The organism is Streptomyces hokutonensis (assembly GCF_042751305.1).
In the GTDB taxonomy this organism is placed as follows: Bacteria; Actinomycetota; Actinomycetes; order Streptomycetales; family Streptomycetaceae; genus Streptomyces; species Streptomyces hokutonensis_A.
On the sequence record NZ_JBHYWD010000008.1, the window covers coordinates 81,285 to 102,374 of the forward strand.

At 70.8% G+C, this 21,090-nt stretch carries 24 protein-coding genes; 8 read left to right on the top strand and 16 right to left on the bottom strand.

Annotated features, from left to right (window positions below):
* Nucleotides 1–119 precede the first annotated feature (119 nt).
* From ACFXC1_RS22170 to ACFXC1_RS22195, 6 genes are all read right to left on the bottom strand, one after another.
* Nucleotides 120–881 carry an ABC transporter permease gene (locus ACFXC1_RS22170; protein WP_381245077.1) on the bottom strand — a complete coding sequence of 254 codons (762 nt, stop codon included), beginning with the start codon at nucleotides 879–881 and terminating at the stop codon, nucleotides 120–122.
* Nucleotides 878–1,852, bottom strand: coding sequence for an ATP-binding cassette domain-containing protein (locus ACFXC1_RS22175; protein ID WP_381245079.1), 975 nt, complete (start codon nucleotides 1,850–1,852; stop codon nucleotides 878–880). The genes ACFXC1_RS22170 and ACFXC1_RS22175 overlap by 4 nt, the downstream gene beginning before the upstream one ends.
* An 83-nt stretch (nucleotides 1,853–1,935) precedes the next feature.
* Nucleotides 1,936–2,577: a PadR family transcriptional regulator gene (locus ACFXC1_RS22180; protein WP_381245081.1), complete on the bottom strand. Its 642-nt coding sequence runs from the start codon at nucleotides 2,575–2,577 to the stop codon at nucleotides 1,936–1,938.
* A 24-nt stretch (nucleotides 2,578–2,601) separates the two neighbouring features.
* Nucleotides 2,602–3,150: a DinB family protein gene (locus ACFXC1_RS22185; RefSeq protein WP_381245083.1), complete on the bottom strand. Its 549-nt coding sequence runs from the start codon at nucleotides 3,148–3,150 to the stop codon at nucleotides 2,602–2,604.
* A gap of 138 nt (nucleotides 3,151–3,288) precedes the next feature.
* Nucleotides 3,289–4,749, bottom strand: coding sequence for an aldehyde dehydrogenase family protein (locus ACFXC1_RS22190; RefSeq protein WP_381245085.1), 1,461 nt, complete (start codon nucleotides 4,747–4,749; stop codon nucleotides 3,289–3,291).
* A 90-nt stretch (nucleotides 4,750–4,839) separates the two neighbouring features.
* Nucleotides 4,840–5,664, bottom strand: coding sequence for a helix-turn-helix domain-containing protein (locus ACFXC1_RS22195; protein ID WP_381245532.1), 825 nt, complete (start codon nucleotides 5,662–5,664; stop codon nucleotides 4,840–4,842).
* A 374-nt stretch (nucleotides 5,665–6,038) separates the two neighbouring features.
* Between ACFXC1_RS22195 and ACFXC1_RS22200 the strand changes: the two genes are divergently transcribed.
* Nucleotides 6,039–6,530: an ATP-binding protein gene (locus ACFXC1_RS22200; RefSeq protein WP_381245086.1), complete on the top strand. Its 492-nt coding sequence runs from the start codon at nucleotides 6,039–6,041 to the stop codon at nucleotides 6,528–6,530.
* A 66-nt stretch (nucleotides 6,531–6,596) separates the two neighbouring features.
* Here ACFXC1_RS22200 and ACFXC1_RS22205 read toward each other — a convergent pair whose 3' ends face one another.
* The 5 genes from ACFXC1_RS22205 to rpmG all read right to left on the bottom strand — a co-directional run bounded on the left by ACFXC1_RS22205 (nucleotide 6,597) and on the right by rpmG (nucleotide 8,920).
* Complete coding sequence (locus tag ACFXC1_RS22205) at nucleotides 6,597–6,815, bottom strand: DUF397 domain-containing protein (protein WP_051105974.1); 219 nt, start codon at nucleotides 6,813–6,815, stop codon at nucleotides 6,597–6,599.
* Nucleotides 6,816–7,132: 317 nt separating this feature from the next.
* Nucleotides 7,133–7,366 (bottom strand): 30S ribosomal protein S18, encoded by a 234-nt coding sequence (gene rpsR / locus ACFXC1_RS22210; RefSeq protein ID WP_381245088.1) that lies wholly within the window; start codon nucleotides 7,364–7,366, stop codon nucleotides 7,133–7,135.
* Between the two features lie 2 nt (nucleotides 7,367–7,368).
* The gene (locus tag ACFXC1_RS22215; protein WP_381245089.1) at nucleotides 7,369–8,499 is read right to left on the bottom strand and encodes a CobW family GTP-binding protein; all 1,131 of its coding nucleotides are present in this window, start codon (nucleotides 8,497–8,499) and stop codon (nucleotides 7,369–7,371) included.
* Between the two features lie 2 nt (nucleotides 8,500–8,501).
* Complete coding sequence (locus ACFXC1_RS22220) at nucleotides 8,502–8,750, bottom strand: type B 50S ribosomal protein L31 (protein ID WP_381245091.1); 249 nt, start codon at nucleotides 8,748–8,750, stop codon at nucleotides 8,502–8,504.
* 5 nt (nucleotides 8,751–8,755) lie between these two features.
* The gene (gene rpmG, locus ACFXC1_RS22225) at nucleotides 8,756–8,920 is read right to left on the bottom strand and encodes a 50S ribosomal protein L33 (protein ID WP_030361075.1); all 165 of its coding nucleotides are present in this window, start codon (nucleotides 8,918–8,920) and stop codon (nucleotides 8,756–8,758) included.
* Between the two features lie 74 nt (nucleotides 8,921–8,994).
* Between rpmG and rpmB the strand changes: the two genes are divergently transcribed.
* The 4 genes from rpmB (at nucleotide 8,995) to ACFXC1_RS22245 (ending at nucleotide 10,706) form a co-directional block, all read left to right on the top strand.
* Nucleotides 8,995–9,231, top strand: a complete 237-nt coding sequence (gene rpmB, locus ACFXC1_RS22230) for a 50S ribosomal protein L28 (RefSeq protein ID WP_381245093.1) — start codon at nucleotides 8,995–8,997, stop codon at nucleotides 9,229–9,231.
* On the top strand, nucleotides 9,231–9,536 hold the full coding sequence (rpsN, locus tag ACFXC1_RS22235; protein ID WP_381245095.1) for a 30S ribosomal protein S14: 306 nt from the start codon (nucleotides 9,231–9,233) through the stop codon (nucleotides 9,534–9,536). Before rpmB ends, rpsN begins: the two co-directional genes overlap by 1 nt.
* 74 nt (nucleotides 9,537–9,610) lie before the next feature.
* A complete protein-coding gene (locus ACFXC1_RS22240; protein WP_381245097.1) occupies nucleotides 9,611–10,135 on the top strand; it encodes a hypothetical protein in 525 nt (174 codons plus the stop codon).
* A gap of 52 nt (nucleotides 10,136–10,187) precedes the next feature.
* Nucleotides 10,188–10,706, top strand: a complete 519-nt coding sequence (locus ACFXC1_RS22245; RefSeq protein WP_381245099.1) for a DUF4232 domain-containing protein — start codon at nucleotides 10,188–10,190, stop codon at nucleotides 10,704–10,706.
* Nucleotides 10,707–10,712: 6 nt separating this feature from the next.
* Here ACFXC1_RS22245 and ACFXC1_RS22250 read toward each other — a convergent pair whose 3' ends face one another.
* Nucleotides 10,713–11,828 carry a DUF2786 domain-containing protein gene (locus ACFXC1_RS22250; protein WP_381245101.1) on the bottom strand — a complete coding sequence of 372 codons (1,116 nt, stop codon included), beginning with the start codon at nucleotides 11,826–11,828 and terminating at the stop codon, nucleotides 10,713–10,715.
* A 133-nt stretch (nucleotides 11,829–11,961) separates the two neighbouring features.
* Here ACFXC1_RS22250 and ACFXC1_RS22255 point away from each other — a divergent pair, with 133 nt between their 5' ends.
* Nucleotides 11,962–12,477, top strand: coding sequence for a GNAT family N-acetyltransferase (locus ACFXC1_RS22255; RefSeq protein WP_381245103.1), 516 nt, complete (start codon nucleotides 11,962–11,964; stop codon nucleotides 12,475–12,477).
* A gap of 65 nt (nucleotides 12,478–12,542) precedes the next feature.
* Complete coding sequence (locus ACFXC1_RS22260; protein ID WP_381245105.1) at nucleotides 12,543–13,259, top strand: Clp protease N-terminal domain-containing protein; 717 nt, start codon at nucleotides 12,543–12,545, stop codon at nucleotides 13,257–13,259.
* Between the two features lie 26 nt (nucleotides 13,260–13,285).
* On the opposite strand, the gene ACFXC1_RS22265 is transcribed toward ACFXC1_RS22260, so the two are convergent.
* Nucleotides 13,286–13,825, bottom strand: a complete 540-nt coding sequence (locus ACFXC1_RS22265; RefSeq protein ID WP_381245107.1) for a Uma2 family endonuclease — start codon at nucleotides 13,823–13,825, stop codon at nucleotides 13,286–13,288.
* A gap of 264 nt (nucleotides 13,826–14,089) precedes the next feature.
* Between ACFXC1_RS22265 and ACFXC1_RS22270 the strand changes: the two genes are divergently transcribed.
* The gene (locus tag ACFXC1_RS22270) at nucleotides 14,090–15,781 is read left to right on the top strand and encodes a bifunctional 3'-5' exonuclease/DNA polymerase (protein WP_381245109.1); all 1,692 of its coding nucleotides are present in this window, start codon (nucleotides 14,090–14,092) and stop codon (nucleotides 15,779–15,781) included.
* A 9-nt stretch (nucleotides 15,782–15,790) separates the two neighbouring features.
* Here ACFXC1_RS22270 and ACFXC1_RS22275 read toward each other — a convergent pair whose 3' ends face one another.
* The 3 genes from ACFXC1_RS22275 to ACFXC1_RS22285 form a co-directional block, all read right to left on the bottom strand.
* Nucleotides 15,791–19,015 (bottom strand): AfsR/SARP family transcriptional regulator, encoded by a 3,225-nt coding sequence (locus ACFXC1_RS22275; protein ID WP_381245110.1) that lies wholly within the window; start codon nucleotides 19,013–19,015, stop codon nucleotides 15,791–15,793.
* Nucleotides 19,016–19,464: 449 nt separating this feature from the next.
* A complete protein-coding gene (locus tag ACFXC1_RS22280) occupies nucleotides 19,465–20,358 on the bottom strand; it encodes a glycosyltransferase family 2 protein (protein ID WP_381245112.1) in 894 nt (297 codons plus the stop codon).
* 106 nt (nucleotides 20,359–20,464) lie between these two features.
* Nucleotides 20,465–20,911 carry a DUF3052 domain-containing protein gene (locus ACFXC1_RS22285; RefSeq protein WP_381245114.1) on the bottom strand — a complete coding sequence of 149 codons (447 nt, stop codon included), beginning with the start codon at nucleotides 20,909–20,911 and terminating at the stop codon, nucleotides 20,465–20,467.
* Nucleotides 20,912–21,090: the final 179 nt, after the last annotated feature.

Consider the following 21,090-nt stretch of genomic DNA (forward strand, 5'->3'; position numbering starts at 1 on the left):
TGTCCGCCCGCAGCGGTTGGCGCGTCAACGCGCTGCCATTCCTGCGAGACCGATTCCGCGCCGTTCCGAGGGCGGACACCCCCCGACGCGGCACCGACCCACACCGAACCGCAGGCGACTCACCGCCCAAGCCCCCGGAACCGCCGTACGGCAAGCGGAAAGAACACGGCCAACAACACAAGCGGCCAAACCACAGCAGCCCAGACATGCCCCGGTTCCCCACCAGGGCCACCGAACAGCTCACGCACGGCCGTAGCGGTCTGGGACATCGGATTCCACTGCACAACGGTGCCCAGCCACCCAGGCATAGCAGCAGGCGTGGCAAGCGCGTTGGAAAGAAACCCGACCGGCCAAACCAGGATCTGCACGGCCTGCACCATCTCGGGCCGCCCCGCCACCAGTGCCAGCTGGATACCGACCCACAACATGGCGAACCGAAAAAGCAACAGCAGCCCCACGGCGCCCACAAAGCCCCCCGAGCCACCCTCCGGCCGCCACCCCAGCGCCAACCCGACCCCGATCAGCACAACAAGCCCGATCGCCGACTGAAGCATGTCCGCGGCCGAACGCCCCACCAGAACCGCTTCATCGGCCATGGGCATGGACCGGAACCGGTCGATCACCCCCTTGTTGAGGTCCTGGGTGACGGCAAGCATCGTGCCCTCCAGACCAAAGGCCATGGTCAACGCGAGCATCCCCGGGACCAGATAGTCGACGTAGGCCCCCTCGACCGCCCGCCCACCGCCGACCAGATAGCCGAACATCAGCAGCAGCATCACCGGAAAAACGAGACTCACCACGACCTGCACGGGCTGCCGCGCCCAGTGGGCGAGTTCACGCCGGGTCATGGTCCAGGAATCCGTCAGGACGTACGCGCTCACGCAGCCACCTCTTCCGCTCCCGTGAGATGCAGGAACACCTCGTCCAGAGTCGGCCGCCGCAACGCGACATCCTCGGCGTCGATCCCCGCCTCCTCCAGCGCCCGTACGACCCCGGAGAGCGCCGTCATCCGGTCGGTGACCGGCGCGCTGAGCAGCCGGCGGTCGACATCCACGGAAACGCCGGCCTCGGGGACGGGCAACAGGGCGACTGCGGCGCCCAGTTGCCCCGCGTCACGCAGGACGACGTCGATACGGTCACCGCCCATACGGGACTTCAGCTCGTCCGGGGAGCCGTCGGCGATGACCCGCCCCCGGTCAACCACCGAGATGCGCCCGGCGAGTTGGTCGGCCTCCTCCAGGTACTGGGTGGTGAGCAGCACCGTCGTACCACCACCGACCAGGGACCGGACCGCCGACCACACCTCGGCCCGCCCGCGCGGATCGAGCCCAGTGGTCGGCTCGTCGAGAAACAGGATCTCCGGATCGGTGACGAGCGAGGCAGCGAGGTCCAGACGGCGTCGCATCCCCCCGCTGTAGGCGCGGACGGGCTTGCGCCCGGTGTCGCCGAGGTCGAACCGCTCCAGGAGTTCGTCGGCACGCACGCGCGCGTGGCGGGCGCCGAGATGGTGAAGGCGGCCGAACATCTCCAGGTTCTGCCGACCGCCCAACTCCTCGTCCAGAGCGGCATGTTGACCGAGCAGCCCAATCCGGAACCGAACCGCGCGCGCCTCGGTCAGCACGTCGTACCCGGCCACCTCCACGCGCCCGGAGTCGGGCCGCAGCAGGGTGGACAGAACGCGCACCAGCGTGGTCTTGCCGGCACCGTTGGGCCCGAGCACGCCATGCACGGTGCCGCGCACAACCCGAAGGTCGAGCCCATCAAGCGCCTTCTTCGCGTCCTTGGCCTTCTTGCCCCCCTTACCCCCGTACGTCTTGTGTGCGCCCTCAACGCTGATCGCCATGTCGGCCACGCGAGCACCCTCCACTAGTCAAGTTTGACTACCCACTCGAAGACCCCGAAGGTAACGCCGCACACGGCATTAGTCAAACTTGATTAGTGAGCGTCCCCAGGATGCCGCTCCCCCGTCGCGTAAGGGTTCTCCTCACCGTCCCGCAGTACCCCGACGAACGGCGCACCCTCCCCCGCGAACGTGTAGGCCCCGCCCTCGATGCGGTCGATCAGCCCCTGGGTCCACGCGGCCTCCGCGTCGGCCGTGTGGATCCAGAGGTTCATGATCTCCCCGATGTGGCCCAGCTGTTCGGGCCCGTCCTCGGGGATGTAGTGCTCGGTGACCGAGCCCCGCCACGCGGCGATACCCCGGGTGCGCTCCGTCAGCAGCGCCACCGCCTCCGCCCTCGGCAGCTCGACGATGAAGCCGATGGCGGCGGACTTCACGTCCATCTGCCGGTCGTACGAGGTCAGCGCCTCCCGCAGCAGTCGGAAGAACTCCTCGGTGCCCCAGTCGGTGATCTCGTACTCGGTGCGGGGCGGCCCCCCGGCCGTGGACGGCGCGATCTCATGGGCGTGCAGAAGGCCCTGCTTGGCCAGTTGCTTGAGCGCGTGGTAGATCGAGCCGGGCTTGGCGTTGGACCACTCGTGGGCGCCCCAGTACTCGAGGTCGTTGCGCACCTGGTAGCCGTGGGCCCGCCCGTGCTGGCGGACCGCGCCGAGCACGAGGAGACGGATCGCTGACATGGGGCCAGCGTAGGACCCGGCAGGTCAGCCCCAGCTCGTGCCCTGCTCCTTCGCGACCAGCTCGAACGCGGTGGCGCCGTCGAGGGACTCGCGGATGATGTCGGCGTGGCCGGCGTGCCGGGCGGTCTCGCGGATCAGGTGCAGACAGACCCAGCGCACGGAGACCCGCCCCTCCGGCGGGAACCACGGGTCGTTCGGCAGCGGAAAGGTGTCGTCGAGGCTGGGCACCGAGCGGACGTACGCCTCGGTCTCGGCGGCGACCTTCTCCCAGTAGGCGAGCTGCGACTCGACGGTCTCGCCGTCGACCAGCTGGAACGTCTCGTGCCAGTTGGTCTGGTCCCGCTGGATGGCCGGCGGCTCCTGCTTGGCGCGCGCGATCCAGCCCTGCTCGACCTCGGCGACATGCTTGAGCAGGCCGGAGAGGGAGAGCTCACTCGCGCTGGGTTTGCCGGCGGCCTGTTCCTCGGTCAGCCCGAGCAGCGCCCGGCGGATACCGCCCCGCTGCTCCTCGATGAACGCGAGCAGCGCCCCGCGCTCGTCGCCCCGCGCCTCTGCCGCTACGTGAGTGACCATGACCGTCGCCTTTCGCCGGTGTCGGCGGGGAGCCAGTCTCCCTGCCCGACACCGACGAAGCTACGGGCCATCGAGGACAGGTTCTGTCCTCAATGGCCCGGGCTACGGCGTCGTACTCAAAAAATCAGCCGGTCGGGGTCAGAACGGGAACCCGCTCCGCCCGTGCTGCACCGAGATCCACTTCAGCGTGGTGAACGCGTCCAGCATCGTGTCGCCGTTGAGGCGGCCGAGGCCGGAGGACTTCTCGCCGCCGAAGGGGACGATGGGCTCGTCGTGGACGGTGCCGTCGTTGACGTGGAACATGCCCGTGTCGATCTGCTTGGCGAAGTTCACGCCGCGCTCGATGTCGCCGGTGTGGACGGCGCCGCTCAGCCCGTACGGCGTGTCGTTGACGATGCTCACCGCCTCCTCCTCGCCGTCGAACGGGATGAGGAAGGCGACCGGGCCGAAGACCTCCTGGCGGAGCAGTTCCGAGTCGGCGGGGACGCCGGTGAGGACCGAGGGCTCGACCAGGTTGTCGGTGGTCGTGCCGTGGACCAGGGCCGTCGCGCCTTCCGCGATCGCCTGCTCGACGACACCCGAAAGGGCGTCCGCCTGCGAGGAGTTGATGACGGGGCCGATCACCGTCTGCGGGTCGCGCGGGTCGCCGACCTTGAGGGACTTGACCTTGGCGACGAACTTCTCGGTGAACTCGGGAGCGATCGAGCGGTCGACGAGGACACGGTTCGCGGCCATGCAGACCTGGCCCTGGTGGACGTAGCGGCTGAAGACCGCCGCGTCGACCGCGTAGTCGATGTCGGCGTCGTCGAGGACCACGAGGGCGCTGTTGCCGCCGAGTTCGAGGACCGAGCGCTTGAACTGCGAGGCGCAGACGGTCGCGACGTGGCGGCCGACCTTGTCGGAGCCGGTGAAGGAGATGACCTTCGGGATCGGGTGCTCGATGAACGCGTCGCCGATCTCCGCGATGTCGGTGATGACGACGTTGAGCAGACCCCCGGGCAGGCCCGCGTCCTCGAAGATCTTCGCGACCAGGGAGCCGCCGACGATCGGGGTGTTCTGGTGCGGCTTGAGGACCACGCCGTTGCCCAACGCCAGCGCGGGGGCGACCGACTTGAGGGAGAGCAGCAGCGGGAAGTTGAAGGGGCTGATCACGCCGACCACGCCCACCGGGACGCTGTAGACGCGGTTCTCCTTGCCGTCGACCGGCGAGGGGAGAATCCGGCCCTGGGGGCGCAGCGCGAGGTGGATGGCCTCGCGCAGGAACTCCTTGACGAGGTGCAGTTCGAAGCCGGCCTTCAGGAAGGTGCCGCCGAGTTCGGTGACGATCACCTCGGCGATCTCCTGCTCGCGGTCCTCGATGATCCGCAGGGCCTTCTCGAACACGGCGCGGCGGGCATAGGGGTTGGTCGCGGCCCACTTCTTCTGGGCACGGGCGGCGGCCTTGTACGCCTCGTCGACCTCGTCGACCGTGGCTATCGTGATCGAGGCCAGCTTCTCGCCGTCGTACGGGTTGAAGTCGATGATGTCCCAGGAGCCGGTGCCCGGGCGCCACTCACCGTCGATGTACTGCTGAGCCAGGTCGGTGAAGTAGGACGACATGTGTGATCCCTCAATCGCTAGCAGACACGATCAACAGCAGACCCGATCATCGATCATCACGGTCTGATCACACGTCATCGTACTTGTGTTTCAAGAGAGTTGGAGCAGTCCCCGGAGAAGATCCCGGCTCTCGTCCGGGCCCGGACTGTCCTGCTGGAGCTCCTTCAGCGCCTTCTCGTACTGGGCCACGTCCTCGGCCTTGTCGAGGTACAGCGCGCTGGTGAGCTGCTCCAGGTAGACGACGTCGGAGAGGTCCGACTCCGGGAAGGAGAGGATGGTGAAGGCGCCGGACTCGCCGGAGTGGCCGCCGAAGCCGAACGGCATGATCTGCAGCCGGACGTTGGAGTGTTCGGAGACGTCGATCAGGTGCTGGAGCTGACCGCGCATCACCTCGCGGTCGCCGTAGGGGCGGCGCAGGGCGGCCTCGTCCAGGACGATGTGGAAGTCCGGGGCGTTCTCGTTCACGAGGTACTTCTGCCGCTCCAGGCGCAGCGCCACGCGCCGCTCGACGTCGGCCTCGCTCGCGCCCTTCATGCCGCGCCGGACGACCGCGCGGGCGTACGCCTCGGTCTGGAGCAGTCCGTGCACGAACTGCACCTCGTAGGCGCGGATGAGCGAGGCGGCGCCCTCCAGGCCCACATAGGTGGGGAACCAACTGGGCAGGACGTCCGAGTAACTGTGCCACCAGCCCGCTACGTTGGCCTCCTTCGCGAGGGAGAGGAGTGAGATGCGCTCCGCCTCGTCCGTGATGCCGTACAGCGTCAACAGGTCCTCGACATCCCGCGTCTTGAAGCTCACTCGCCCCAGCTCCATGCGACTGATCTTGGATTCGGAGGCGCGGATCGAGTACCCCGCGGCCTCGCGAGTGATTCCGCGGGCTTCCCGCAGTCGCCTGAGTTGCGAGCCGAGCAGCATCCGCCGCACCACCGATCCGGGCTCTCCCGCGCTCACGTTCGTCAGCCTCCCCAACCTCTTCAGGGGCCGCAGTCTGCCACTAAAACACTTCGAGCAGTACTCGTTCGATTACAGAAATGGAAAGAAGAGCCTCCTGTTCACAGGAACTTGTCAGGAAGACGTCAGCAAGATGCAAGGTCCGAGACCGAGATCGGCGTGAAGTTGGCGGAAAAAATGGCCAACAAGCGGTACGGGAGGGTCCAATTCGGTCAGCTGCACGTGCATCTGCCCTTGCATCTGCCCTACGCATCCGAAACCATGGTCTCGCGCCACCGCTGCATCGCAACGACCGCGAATTCCCGGGAGTGCCTCGCATGGGGACGAATGGATCGACCATGCTCGAGCCGTTACGGCAGGGCCTTCCGCCGCTGGACCCCTCGGCAGTGTCCAGCGCCGCGTCGTGTTCTCTGCCCGCCCGCTACGAAGCGGTGCGCGAGGCACGGCAGTTCACCCGTCGCACGCTCGACCAGTGGGACATAGGCGACCGCTTCGACGACGTCTGCCTGGTGGTCTCCGAGCTCGTCACCAACGCCCTGCGGCACGCGCTGCCGGCCAACACCCCGCGCGCCGCCGAGCAGGGGCCGCCCGTGCGGCTGCATCTGATGCGGTGGACCGAGCGGCTGGTCTGCGCGGTGCGCGACCCCAGTCACGACAGTCCCGTCGCCCGTGACTCGGAGGACTTCTCGGCGGAGTCGGGCCGCGGCCTGTTCCTCGTCGACTCGTTCAGCGACAGCTGGGGCTGGCACCCGCTGGCGGGCACGCTCAGCGGCAAGGTGGTCTGGGCGCTGTTCCGGCTGCAGCCGGACTGTCTGCGCGACGACACATGAGAACCGCGGCGCGTTTTGGCGCCGCGGTTCTACGCGCGTTGTGGGCCCGATGTCCTGCGGTGACCGTTATCCCGCTATCAGGTGGTCGAACTCGCCGTCCTTGATGCCCAGGAGCATCGCCTCGATCTCGGCGCGCGTGTAGACGAGCGCGGGACCGTCCGGGAAGCGCGAGTTGCGCACCGCGACATCGCCGCCGGGCAGCCGCGCGAACTCCACGCAGGAACCCTGCGAGTTGCTGTGCCTGCTCTTCTGCCAGGCCACTCCGTCCAGCTGCGTGGCAGCCATGCCGTTGTACACGTCGAACCCCAAGTACACGCTGTCAACGCGGTGGTCCACAGGTCGCTCCCGGTTGTGCACTGGCTGGTGTGGCCATTGATGCAGTGGTCAACTGTTCCGGATCATAGCCCTGTTCATGTGCAGATGCATGGGCAGATGCACGTGCACGCGGGGTGCTCCTCCGGTTACAGCTTTGACGACTGCTTTACCGATGCCGTTCCAGCGTCTGCCCCAGTCCGTGCGGGACATGTCCTTCCGCCACTTCCTCACAAGACGTGCACTAGTGAAGACGCGTACCGGGGCTCTTGTGTTCCGGGAGGGGACGACTATCGCGTCGCGTAGGGCAACAATGCCATCTCCCGTGCGTTCTTGATCGCTGCGGCCAACTGCCTTTGCTGCTGGGCGTTCACACCCGTGACCCGGCGGCTGCGGATCTTGCCTCGGTCGGAGACGAACTTCCGCAGCAGGTCGGTGTCCTTGTAGTCGATGTACGTCACTCCGGCCGCGTCCAGGGGGTTGCGGCGGGACTTGGCGGCTTTGCGCTCGGGCTTGCGGGGCACGGTCAGATCTCCAGGAGGGTGTCGAAGGCGGGCGGCAGCCGTTTCCAGGCGGCGCGGCCGGCGGCGTACTCGGTGTCGGTCAACAGGCAGTGGTCCAGGAGCCGTTCGAGGCCGTCGCGGTCGAGGCCGGGGGACGTGAAGACGAGGTGCTGGCAGCGGTCGCCGTGCTCCGGGTGCCAGTCGAGCGCGGCGGCGGCCCGGCGCACCGGGGGCACCAACTCCCAGGCGGCGTCGGGCAGTGAGGCCAGCCACGGCCCCGCGCCCTCCACACACAGGGCACCGCCGGCCGCGTCCCAGTGAAGCAGCGAGTCGGGCTTGTCGGCGAGCCAGAACCGCCCCCGGCTGCGGGCCGCCGCGCAGGTCAGGTCCTCCAGCGCCGCGTACAGCCGCTCCGGGTGGAAGGGCCGGCACCGGTGCCAGACGAAGGTGCTCACCCCGTACGCGTCGGCCTCGACGGGGAGCAGGGCACAGGCGGGATGCTGGGCGGCGGCAGCGGCCTCGACGTCGAAACCGGCGAGAGCCGCAGACCCCAAGTCACCTTCCCCCAGCGGTATTTGCAGTGCCGTGGGATGCAACTGCCCCAACAGTTCGCGGTCCTCGTCGTCGGCCTCCTCCGAGTCGAGGACCGCCAGGACAGGGGCGTACTCCAGTTGGCGGGCGAAGGTGTCGGCGATCGTGCGCTGGTCCGTGGCCGCCGCCGCGAGGCCGGCGTCGGCGAGGTCGTCGCCGTTGCCGAGGCAGGGCAGGAGCAGGGCCGGGTCCACGGCGGTGATGACGCCGGTGACCGTGAGGCCGCCGGAGACCACCACCTCGGCCATCGCCTTGGGCTCGACCGAGTCCCACAACTCGACGATCGCCAGGCGGACTTGACCGGCCGCCGCCAGTCGGCGCAGTTCCGGGACCAGGTCCTCGCGCAGGGCGCAGCACGCGCAGTCGTTGACGAGGGGGGTCTCGCCGGCGTCGAGGATGCCCGTGGCGTCCCGGATCGTGCGGATGACGGTGCCGGCGGCGGCCGTGGCGAGGTCGTGGTGGAGCACGACGCTGCCGGGGACGTCGTGGAGGAGTTGGGCGACGGTCGCTCTGCGGGCGTCGGCGTGCAGGCCGGCGACGATCGCGACGGAGAGGTCGGGCACGGTCAGTCCTGCTTCCCGTACCGGCGCTCGAAGCGCTCCACGCGGCCGGCCGTGTCCAGGACGCGGGCGGTGCCGGTGTAGAAGGGGTGGCTGACGTTCGAGATCTCGACGTCCACAACGGGGTAGGTGTTGCCGTCCTCCCACTCGATCGTCTTCGCGCTCGTCATCGTCGAGCGGGTCAGGAAGGCGTGGTTGGCGGCCCGGTCCCGGAAGACGACGGGGCCGTAGGGCGGGTGGATGTTCTCGCGCATCTCGGTCAGCGCTCCTCTCGGAAGTCGACGTGGCGGCCGGCGACCGGGTCGTACTTGCGCAGGGTCAGGCGGTCGGGGTCGTTGCGGCGGTTCTTGCGGGTCACGTAGGTGTAGCCGGTGCCGGCGGTGGACCGGAGCTTGATGACCGGGCGGAGTTCGTTGCGAGCCATGCTGGTACCTTACTGAAAATGAATTCCATTAACAGCATCGGCTACGGCCCCGATCGAGGAGAGGTACGTCACTCGTGTCCGCCCACTGCATGCTGACCGGCGCACAGCCCGGCTTCGGCAACCGCATCTCCCACTCCCACCGGCGCACCTCGCGCCGCTTCGACCCGAACATCCAGTCCAAGCGCTACTGGCTGCCCGGCGAGGGCCGTTACGTACGGCTGCGGCTGAGCACGAAGGGGATCAAGACCGTCGACGCAATCGGCGTCGAGGCCGCCGTGGCCCGGATCCGCGCCCGCGGGGTGCGGATCTGATGGCCAAGAAGAGCAAGATCGCGAAGAACGAGCAGCGGCAGCGAACTGTCGCGCGGTACGCCGCGCGCCGGGCCGAGCTGAAGGAGATCATCCGGCGGCCCGGCTCGTCCGAGGCCGAACGGGCCGCCGCCCAGCGGGAGTTGCGGGGCCAGCCGCGCGACGCCAGTGCCACCCGGGTGCGCAACCGCGACCAGGTCGACGGGCGGCCCCGCGGCTACTTCCGCGCGTTCGGGCTGTCCCGGGTGAACCTGCGCGGGCAGGCTCACAGCGGATACCTACCCGGCGTCCGTAAATCATCCTGGTAGGCCCTGGTAGCTTGCTGCGGTCGTCCGGCCAAGGCCGACCGGACGACCGTCCGGCTACAGCTTGGGAGCTACCAGTGACTACGGCGATTTCGACGGTGTCGACGGTACGGATCGCGGCGGCCGCCGCCGGTCTGGCGGGCGCACTCGTCCTGACCGCGTGCAGCGGCGGCGGCTCCAAGGACGGCTCCTCGTCCACGCCGAGCGCGTCCGCGAGCTCGGCACCGAGCGCGACCGCGTCCGCGGACTCCGGGGGCTCCACCGGCAGCAGCCCGTCGGGCGCCTCCGACCAGCTGCAGGGCAGCTGGCTCGCCACGACCGACGGCAAGGCCGTGGCGCTGGTGGTCACCGGCAGGCAGGCCGCCCTGTTCACCACCGGCGGGAGCGTCTGCAGCGGGACCGCCGGCGAGGAGGCGGGCATGCAGATGATCCACCTCACGTGCACGGACAAGAGCACGACCCGGGCGACCGGAATGGTCGGCTCCGTCAGCAAGTCGGGCCTCTCGGTCACCTGGTCGGGCAGTCTCGGCAAGGAGACCTACACCAAGGCGGAGGGCGGAAAGCTCCCGTCCGGACTGCCCACGGCGGGCCTGGGGTCGTAGCCCCGCCCCGGTCGTGTCGGCGGACCGGCGCCGGGTGCGGGATGATCCCCTCATGCGCACCATTCCCCTCGCCGTCACCGCCGTCGCGTCGGCCCTGCTGCTCACCGCGTGCGGCGGCAGCGGCGGCTCGTCCGCCGACAGCAAGAACGGCTCGGCCTGCTCCTTCGACGGAGTCGCCGTCCAGGTCGGTCCCGCCAGCACCGCACCGTCCGCCGGCGACACGGGCGAGGTTCCCGTTTCGCTCACCAACCAGAGCAAGCCGTGCACCCTGGACGGCTTCGCCGGTGCCTCCCTGGAGGGCGGCGGCACCAAGGTCGCCCTCGCCACCCAACAGGGCGCCAAGGCACAGAAGTTGAAGCTCGCCAAGGGTGACGCGGCGTCCTTCACCATCACCTATGTGCGCGGCAAGGCGGGCGACAAGCTGAGCCTGGCCGCCACGAAGCTGGTCATCACGCTGCCCGGCAGCAGCGACAGCGCGAGCTACAAGTGGTCGTACGGCCCCGTCCAGGGCAAGACCTCCGTGAGCGACTCGGACGCCTCGGTCGGCGCCTTCACCCAGGCCGGCGACTGACGTCCGTCACTTGAGCGGCGGCCGGGCCCTGACCTGCGCCCGGTCGGCCGCCTCGGCGCCCTCCGTCCAGCCCGCCTCGTCGCTGACCCCGCGCAGACGGGTCGTGGTCGTCTCCGGGAACATCTCGTCGAGCCGGCCGCTGACGGCGACCTCGCGGGTGGCGAGCACCGGCAGCAGATCGTCGGTCACCTGCGTCCCGGCGGCCTCGGCGAGCCGGGTGCCGATGCGGTGGGCGTAGGCCGCGAGGAAGGACTGCCGGAAGGTCTTGGTACGCCGCCGCCCGCCCGCGCGCTGGGCCGCCTCCGCCCTCGTCATCGCGGTCGTGGCCTGCACCAGCAGCGAGGTGTACAGCAGCTCGACCACCTCCAGGTCCCCCTCGAACCCGACCACGGTCGAGAAGCCGAAGGCCTCGTTCCACACCGCCCGGCAGTGGTTCGCCCCGGCGACCGCGTCCAGCAGCACCGCCTTCGCCTGCTCGTACGGCGCCTCGACCCCGATCCGGCACGCGCCGGGCTCGTCCTTGGCCGGCGCCTGCGCGTCGAGCAGGGCCTCGTCGATGCTGTGCCGCGCCATCAGCTCCTGCGCCTTGGCGCTCAGCGCCTCCGCCTCCTCCGGAAACCCGGTCGCCTCCGCCTTCGCGAGCAGCGCGCGGATCCGGGTGAGCATCCGCGAGGCGGGCCGCCCACCGTCGTGCCGCCGTTTCGGCTCGTCCAGGGGTTCGAGATTCGGCAGCCGCAGCAGCAGCCGGTACAGCTCCAGCACGGTGGTGGCGTGCGTGAAGCGGTCGGTGCGGGCGGGCTGCGCGGTGGCGGCCACTTCGTCCAGCTGCGCCGCCCAGCGCGGGCCGCGCGCCCGGTCGTCGGGCGCCTGCGCCCGGATCAGCTCCGACACGAGTCGTACGTGTACGTCCTCCAACTCCCGCCGAACCAGCCGTACGACATCCGCGGGCTGCCACCCGCGCCGCCAGGCCGCCGCCACGAACTCCCGCCCGCGCCGGTCGAGTTCGGCGTCGGCGGCGGGGTCGGCGGCGAGAATCGAGGCACCCGTGTCGAGGGCGTCGTGGGTATCGGAGTAGAGGGCGGCCTCGAAGGCGCGCTCGACGGTGCCGGTCGTGCTGCTCACGGGTCGATCGTGTCATGGGGTGGAGGGGAGCCAACTCATCCACACCCTGTGGACAACCAACTCCTGCTGGAACCAAGGACGTTGGAGCATTGGGGCGCGGGCGGCACAGTCGCCTGCTACACCAAGGAGGGCTATGCAGTTGCGCAACGTCACAGCGGACGACGCCGGCGCGTACATCCGGATGCGGTGCGACCCGGTCATGATGGCCGATCTCGGCGGGCCCCTGCCGCGTGAACTCCAGCCCGACAAAGCGCGCCGGGACGCCGCCGAGGCCGCGGCCGACATCTGCTGGGTCAAGATGATCATTCCCGACCCGGACACTCCCGCCGTGGTGGCCGGGTCGGTGACCATCTGGTCCCACGACACCGACGAAGGGCCCGTCTCGGAGATCGGCTGGATGGTCCTGCCGCGGTTCCAGGGCCGCGGCCTGGGCAGACGCGCGGCCCGGGCCCTCCTCGAACAGGCTCGGGTCGAGGACCGCTGGGGCGTGGTGCACGCGTTTCCGGCGACGGGCAACGCGGCCTCGAACGGCATCTGCCGGTCCCTCGGCTTCCGCTTCGTCGCCGAACGGGACGTCACGTTCGCGGACCGAGTCCTGCGGAGCAACCACTGGGCCATCGATCCCCGCACCGACCTGAAGCCGGCCTGACAACCGCCTCAGCACATTGTCAACCCAGGGTTGACGCCCACAAGCTGTCAACCTACGGTTGACACATGACGACCAATCCGAACGTCACCTCATCCGTACGTCTCGACGACCTCATCGCGGCCATCAAGAAGGTCCACCCCGCGCCGCTCGACCAGCTCCAGGACGCGGTCATCGCCGCCGACCACCTGGGCGACGTGGCCGACCATCTCATCGGCCACTTCGTGGACCAGGCCCGGCGATCGGGCGCCTCCTGGACGGACATCGGCAAGAGCATGGGAGTCACCCGGCAGGCCGCGCAGAAGCGGTTCGTGGCCAAGGAGTCGGCGGACCTCGACCTGAGTCAGGGGTTCAGCCGGTACACCGTACGGGCCCGCAACGTGGTGATGGCCGCCCACAACGCGGCCATCGCCGCCCGCAACCCCGAGGGCCGTCCCGAACACCTGGTCCTCGGTCTGCTCGCCGAACCGGACGCCCTCGCGGGCAAGGCGATCACCGCGCAGGGGGTTCCCCTGGACGCCGTGCGCCAGGCGGCGGCCGCCGCGCTCCCGCCGGCCGCCGAGGAGGTCCCGGACCTCGTCCCCTACGGCCCCGACGCCAAGAAGGTCCTGGAACTCACCTTCCGCGAAGCCCTGCGCCTGGGCCACAACTACATCGGCACCGAACACATCCTGCTCGCCCTGCTGGAGCACGAGAACGGCGAGGGCGTGCTCAACAGCCTGGGCATCGACAAGCCCACGAGCGAACGGCACATCGCCGAGATGTTGCACCGGCTCCAGGGCTGACGGGCTGAGGGGCCGACGGACCGACCTCAGAACTGGCTCGTGTCGAGGTCGAACCCGAGCGGCTCCGGCAGCGCCACCGTCTTGGAGATCTCGATCTCGGCGGCACGCGTGTAGCGGTCCTCGGAGGGCTCGCTGTAGACGATGACCGTCCCGGCCTCGCGGTCGATCAGCAGGTAGCAGGGGATGCCCGCGCGGGCATAATCGCGGAGTTTGGGCCCGCGGTCGTTCTCCGCGGTGGACTCGGAGGTCACCTCGCCGACGAGGACGACCGGCGCGGGGTCGTGATAGCGCTGGTCGTCGGCGAAACTGCCCTTCGGGGCGATCACCAGATCCGGGATGGCCTTGCCGGTGTCGGACGCTCCCGGAACGTGCAGACCGAGACCGGTGTAGCGACCGTATTCCTTTCGATGGTCCCGGACCTGGCCGGTGACCTCGGACACGATCTCTTCATGTTCCCCATTGGCCGGAGGCACCACGTGGATCTGCTCTTCGATCAACTCCACGCGCCAGCCCTCCGGGGCGGCGGCGTCGAACGCATCGAAGGCGGCCTCGACGGACGCGTCCATGCGCCTCTCCTCGGTCGGACTCGGATGAGGACTCAGTCGGCGTTCTGGGGCGGTCAGTGCCACGGCGGACCTCCTTCGTACGGAGCGACCCTGTCAGCGTAGGCGAGAGGGCCGCCCGCGATCTCGTGATGCCTCACTCGTACGAGTGTCCGCGTGACGCTTCTTCGCTCGGGGACGCTCGGACACGTCTCGGAGACGCCTGGCCCGCGAGCCGGTTCGCGCAGGTCGGGGCCGTTGTCAGACCCGCGTGCCACACTCGCGAACATGACCGATCGCTGGGCGCTCGCCCCGGCCGAGGGCGGTGGTGTCGAGGTCGCCGCCCTCGGTCCCGACGGGCTGCCCGGGCCGGGGGCCGTGCGGTGGGAGCCGGATCTCGTCGGGGCCGTGCGCGGGCGGCCCGACGTGAACCGGTGGGTGTGGCGGTCCACCGCCGAGGTGTATCCGGCACTGCTCGCCGCGGGGGTGCGGGTGGAGCGGTGCTACGACGTGGAGGACGCCGAAACCCTGCTGCTGGGGTACGAGGGGCGGCACGGGGAGCCGCGGTCGGCCGCCGCAGCGCTGGCCCGGCTGCGCGGCGGACCCGTACCGCCGGATCCGCCGCAGCGGGCCGCCGAACCCGGCTCGCAGTCCTCGCTCTTCGAACCGCAGAGCGTCCATCTCCCCCTGGCCGACCTCCTCGCCGTGTACGCCGAGCAGCAGCGGCGGCACGACACCACCGAGCACCCCGACCGGATGCGGCTGCTCACCGCCTCCGAGTCGGCGGGGATGCTGGTCGCCGCCGAGATGAACCGGGCGGGGCTGCCGTGGAGCGCCGACGTGCACCGGGAGCTGCTGCACGAGTTGCTGGGCGAGCGGTATGCGGGTGGGGGTGAGCCGCGGCGGCTGGCGGAGCTGGCGGACGAGGTGTCGGCCGCGTTCGGGAGGCGGGTGCGACCGGACCTGCCCGCGGATGTCGTCAAGGCCTTCGCGCAGGCCGGGATCAAGGTCAGGTCGACCCGGCGCTGGGAGATCCAGTCCCTCGACCACCCAGCCGTGAAACCGCTGCTGGAGTACAAGAAGCTGTACCGGATCTGGGTCGCGCACGGCTGGTCCTGGTTGCAGGACTGGGTGCGGGACGGGCGGTTCCGGCCGGAGTTCCTGGCCGGCGGGACCGTCACCGGGCGCTGGGTCACCAACGGCGGGGGCGGGCTGCAGATCCCCAAAATCATCCGGCGCGCGGTGGTCGCCGACCCGGGCTGGCGGCTCGTCGTCGCCGACGCCGACCAGATGGAGCCACGGGTGCTCGCCGCGATCTCCCGCGACCCCGGGCTGATGGAGGTGGCCGGCCGCCCCACCGACCTCTACCAGTCCGTGTCCGACCGCGCCTTCTCCGGGGACCGCGACCAGGCCAAGATCGCGGTGCTCGGCGCGGTCTACGGCCAGACCTCCGGCGACGGCCTCAAGAACCTCGCCGCGCTCAGACGCCGGTTCCCCAAGGCGGTGGCGTACGTCGACGACGCCGCGCGGGCCGGTGAGGAGGGGCGGCTCGTACGGACCTGGCTGGGGCGGACCTGCCCGCCGGTGGCCGGCGGCGAGGACGCGGCGGAGGAGGCGGGCATCCCCCAGGACGAACCGGCGACCACCCCCGCCGACCAGGGCTGGGTACCCGGCTACGCCTCCACCAACTCCCGCGCCCGGGGCCGCTTCGCCCGCAACTTCGTCGTCCAGGGCAGCGCCGCCGACTGGGCCCTGCTGATGCTCGCCGCGCTCCGCCGGTCCTGTGCGGAGCTCGCGGCCGAGCTGGTCTTCTTCCAGCACGACGAGGTGATCGTGCACTGCCCGAAGGAGGAGGCCGAGACCGTGGCCACCGCGATACGGGAGGCGGCCGACCTGGCCGGACGCCTGACGTTCGGCGAGACCCCCGTCCGCTTCCCGTTCACGGTCGCGGTGGTCGAGTGCTACGCCGACGCGAAATAGCGGCGCGGGCTACGGGCGTCGACGCGCGTCACCCTGCGACAACAGCTCACCCAGCTCCTGCACGACCGCCTTCTCGTCGGTCCCGTCGAGCGCGGCCAGCGCCACCCGCCACTCCTCGTACGCCTCCTCCGCGCGCCCCTGTTCCCGTAGCAGCAGGCCGAGTTGGTGACGGGCGAGGCCGCCCATGTAACGGTCGGCGCGGGCGTCAGCGCGCCGCAGCAGTTCCGCACACTCGCCGTCGGCGGCCTCGGTCCGGCCGAGCAGGCGCAGCGCCCGGACCAGTCCGAGCCGGGTCTGCGACTCGCCGTGCCAGTCTCCGAGGTCGCCGAGGACGCGCAGGCTCTCCTCGAAGTGCGGTAGGGCGGCGGCCGGTTCGCCGAGGGCGAGGTGGGCGTAACCGATGTTGCAGTGCGCGGAGTGCTGCACGATCACCGCGCCGATCTCGACACCGATGGCCAGCGAACGCCGGTGCTGCTCGATGGCTGCACGCGGATCGGTGTGCTCGTACAGATTGCCGAGATGGCTGTAGGTCACGGCCTCGCCGTACGGATCGTCCAACTGCCGTGAGTACTCGAGACTCTGGCGCAGCGCGACCCCGGACTCGGCGTGCCGGCCCAGGCCTTCGAGGAGGAGGCCGCGGTTGTTGAGGCACCGCCGGATCCAGGAGGTCGCGTCGAGCCGCCACCAGATCGCCAGCGCCTGGTCGTTGAGGCCCAGCGCCTCGCTCTGCCGGCCGGTCAGAAAGTGCAGCCCGGCGAGATCACCCAGCGCGTACGCCTCCGCCGCGTCGTCCCCGAGCCGCCGCGCCGCGCCCAGGGCGACCCGCCCGAGCACCTCCATCTCGGCGACCCGCCCACCGCGCAGCACATACGGAAAGAGCAGCCGGACGAGGGCCGACACCTGCGCGGTTCTGCGCCGGTCCGGGCTGTCGCCGTACCGCTTGACGAGCGCCACCACGTTCTCCAACTCCAAGTCCCCCCAGGCGAACGCCTCCTGAGAGTCACGGAACGGAACGACGGCCGCCACCTCCGCCGCATGCCCGGGCAGCTGCGCGGCGGTCGGCCGACGCCGATCGTCCTGATCGAGCCCCGGTTCGACGATCGCGGTGAGCGTGCGCTCGGCTACGGCGGCGTACCAGGCGAGGGCTACGTCAACGAGGTCGCCCTTCCCTTCCGTGTCCCCCTCCTGCTGCGCCAGTTCGCGGGCGAAGTCCCTGACCAGGTCGTGGGGGGTGTAGCGGCCGTATGCCGTTTCCTCCAGGAGGGCTACGTCGACGAGGCGGTCGAGGGCGGTCTCGGCGCGGCGTTGGTCGGTGGTGGTGAGGCGGGCGAGGAGGGGGGCGCCGTAGGCCGGGAGGTCGAGGGCGCCGATGTGGTGCAGGGCTCGGGCCGCGTCACGGTCGGTTTCGCGTTCGGAGGCGGCGAGGGCGTCGTGGGCCACCGCCAGGGAGCGGCGGACGCTGAGGTCGTCGTACTCCAGGTGGTGCAACCGGCCCTCGGTCGCCGCCAGTTGGCCGGCCAGGACGCCCGGGGTGAGCGCCCTGCGTGCGGCGAGGCGGGCGGCGACCACGCGTAGCGCGAGCGGGAGGCGGCCGGTGAGTTCGACGAGTGGGTGGGCCGCGACGAGGCCGTCGCGGCCGGACACCGCGCGCAGCAGGGCCGCGCTGTCCTCGCCGGAGAGGGGCGCGAGGGGGAAGCGGCGGGCGCCGTCGAGGGTGGTCAGCGGTGAGCGGCTGGTGACGAGCACCGCGCAGCCGGTGCCGCCGGGCAGCAGCGGCCGTACCTGGGCGGCGTTCCCCGCGTCGTCCAGCACCATGAGCGTGCGGGTGGGGGCCAGCAGGGAACGCAGCAACGCGGCTGCCGCGTCCGGGTGTTCGGGGATGTGCCGGGGTTCGGCGCCGAGGTCGCGGAGCAACGCGTGGAGGGCCTGGCCGGCGGTGAGGGGGGCCATGCCCGGGGTGGCGCCGTGCAGGTTCACGTACAACTGCCCGTCGGGAAAGTGTTCCCGCAGCTCGTGGGCCGTATGCAGCGCGAGGGCGCTCTTGCCCACGCCGGCCATGCCGCTGATCACGACCAGGGGGTGCGAGCCGGGCTCCGTGGAAGGGCGGCGGGCGAGGGTGTCGCGCAGGGCGTCGAGGGTGTCGGCGCGACCGGTGAAGTGGGCGGGTGGGGGCGGGAGTTGGGCGGGGCGGAGCGGCGGGGGCGGCTGATGCCGGGTTCCGGACCCACCGGACGCGCCAGCCCCACTGGTCGCGTCAGCCGCGCCGGACCCACCGGTCGCGCCGGGTCCGCCCGACGGGCCGGACCCATCAATCGCACCGGACCCACCGGACGGGCCGGGCCGACCGGACCCACCGGACGCGCCCGACCGACCAGACGCATCGCGCACACTCCCCGACCCATCCGCACCAACGCCCCCGCCACCCCCAACAACCCCACCGCCCTCACCCAGCCCGCCACCCTCCCCCTCCCGAACCTCGACCACCCCCCGCAACACCTCCACATGCGCCTCCCGCACCCCCGCCCCCGGCTCGATGCCGAGTTCCTCGATGAGGCGGTTGCGCAGGTCGCGGTGGACGGCGAGGGCCTCGGGCTGGCGGCCGGTGCGGTGGAGGGCGAGCATCAGCTGGCGGTGGTAGCCCTCGCGGAGGGGATGGTCGGCGACCAGCGCGGCCAACTCCGGTACCAGCGCGCCGAGTCGGGGGCCGCCGAGGGCGAGCTCGGCGTCGTAGCGCCATTCGAGGGCGAGGAGGCGGGCCTCGGTGAGGCGCTGGGCGAAGGCGTAGCCGCCGAGTTCGGCGGGGAGGCCGCTGAGCGGGGTGCCGCGCCACAGCGCGAGGGCCGCCGTGCAGGCGCGGACGGTCCGGTGCCAGTCCCGGTCGGCGTGTGCGGTGCGGGCTACGGTGACGTGGGACTCGAAGACGTGGACATCCAACTCGCCCTCGTCTACGCGGAGTTGGTAGCCAGGCGGGATCGCGCGCAGCCGTTCGGGGTCGTCGAGGAGGCGGCGCAGCCGGGTGACGTGGTTGTGCAGGGAGGCGTGTGCGGAGGCCGGCGGTGAGCCGCCCCAGAGGGCGTCCTTGAGCGCGTCGACGGAGACGACCCGGCCCGGTTCGAGGAGCAGCGCGGCGAGCAGGACCCGCACCTTGGTGCCGCCGATGGGCTGGACCAGGTCGCCGTCAGGGCCGTAGAGGACAGTCGTGCCCAGCAGTCCGAACCGCAGCTCGCACCGCATCACACCGACCCGTCGCCCTTCCGCGCGGCCCTGTCGGCCGTGCCCCGCGGCGGAGTTCTCCGCCGTCCCTGGCGGATTTCCGCCCTGTGTCCGGCGGTTTCCCGCCAGCCTGTCCCGGTCGCAGAGGGCCGGGATCCGCTACCGTACCCGCCCTCTCCCGCTGCCGCGCGGCGACTTCAGGCCATCCGCCCCCGGGGCATCGGGCGCACCGTTGGCCACATGTTAGCGATTCGTTGGCGAGACCTGATGTGATCACTTCATCGGAGCTGGCCCGACGGTGCGCGCGTACGACGCGCAACTCGGGGGAGTGTCGCCGTCGTGGCCGGGTCCGGGGACGCGAGAGGGCCCCGGTCGGCGGAGGTGATCGACCGGGGTCCTCGTCCCTTACGTCTGTGACATCCGCGGCACCACTACGTCTGCGACATCTGCGGCATCCGCGCTACCGCGGCTCAGATCACGGGTGGGCGGCCCAGCCGTGTCAGCCGCCACACCGTCCGCCAGCGCATGGCCCGCCGCGCCCCCGCCGGTTCGCGCACCCCTTCCACGAACCCGCCGAACCACGCCCGCAGTCCGCCGAGCGACCGCGTCCGTACGAGGGTGAGCAGCGTCCACACGCCCAGGTGCACCGGGATCAGCGCGAGCGGCAGCCGGCGCCGGACCAGCCAGACGCGGTTGCGGGCGGTGACGCGGTAGTAGATGGCGTGCCGGGCCGGTGAGGTCTTGGGGTGCTGGAGGAGCAGTTCGGGGGCGTACAGGATGTGCCAGCCGGCGTCGGCGGCCCGCCAGGCGAGGTCGGTCTCCTCGTGCGCGAAGAAGAACTCGGCCGGCCAGTCCCCCGTCTCCGCGAGCATCGCCATGCTGAGCGCATGGCCGCCGCCTAGGAACCCGGTGACGTAGCCGCCCCGCATCGGGTCGCCCGCGCCGACCCGCGGCACATGCCGCCGCTGGGTCTCGCCGTGCTCGTCGGCGATCCGGAAGCCGACGATGCCCAGGCGCGGTTCGGCGGCGTACAGGTCCCGCACCCGGCGCAGCACGTCCGCGTCGACGAGCAGGCCGTCGTCGTCGAGTTCCACTACGACGTCCACGTCCCCGAACTCCCGCAGCCGGGCCAGGCCGACATTGCGTCCGCCGGGGCAGCCGAGGTTCTCGTCGACGTCGACGGTGGTGACCTCGCCGGGCAGCGAGAGCCGGTCGGCGAACTCCGGGAGCCGGCAACCGTTTCCGACGATCACGATGCGGGTCGGCGGGAGGTCCTGTTTGGCCACGGACTCGAGGAGCGCGTCCACCTCGGCGGGCCGGTTTCCCATGGTCACCACGGCGACGGCGATCCTCGGCTCCACCACGTCCCTCACTCCATCCGGCCATCCGGCGATGTCCGCGCCCTGACCGCGCAACACTCGCCGTTCACCAAGATGTTGCCTTACGTCGGCAAGTGGCTACGACTCAAGTTCATTTTGCTGGACCTTTGTTGCCGCTTTGCCGGTTTTCCCTCCGCCGCACGAACTTCAGCCCCGACCAGTCCTCCCCCAGCGCCGCGACCTTCACATCCACCACCCCGAGCGGGAGGAAGAGGTCACGGAGACCGTTCTCGGTGATGTCGCTGACATGGCCCGCGGCCCTGCGCGGCCAGGCGATCCACAGCATGGCGCTGTCATCGAGGCCGAGGACGAGTTCCATCCCTTCCGCATCCAGTTCCTTCCACTCCTGGTAGAAGGCCACGGTGACGTCCGCGCCGGGCGTCCCGCCGTCGGCGACCTCGCAGTCGTCGGGCAGCCCGGGGATGTCCCAGCCGTCGGGCGCGTGCCGCAGCCGGACCCGATGTCCTGCCTTGACGCCGATCTTCTTGGCAAGCGGGGTGGCGGAGTAACCTCCGGCCCCCGCACTGGAGTTGACCATGCCCTGACCTCCGTACCGCAACGGTGTCCGTTCTTCCCTGTCCACGGAAATGGGGGCGCCCCCCCCCCCCGGGGGGGGGGGGGGCGCGGGGGGGCGCGGGGGCGCCCCCCCCCCCCCCCTGGGGGGGGGGGGCGGCTCACGCTCTCGCGCGCCGCCGGGGGGCGGGGGGGGGGCGGGGC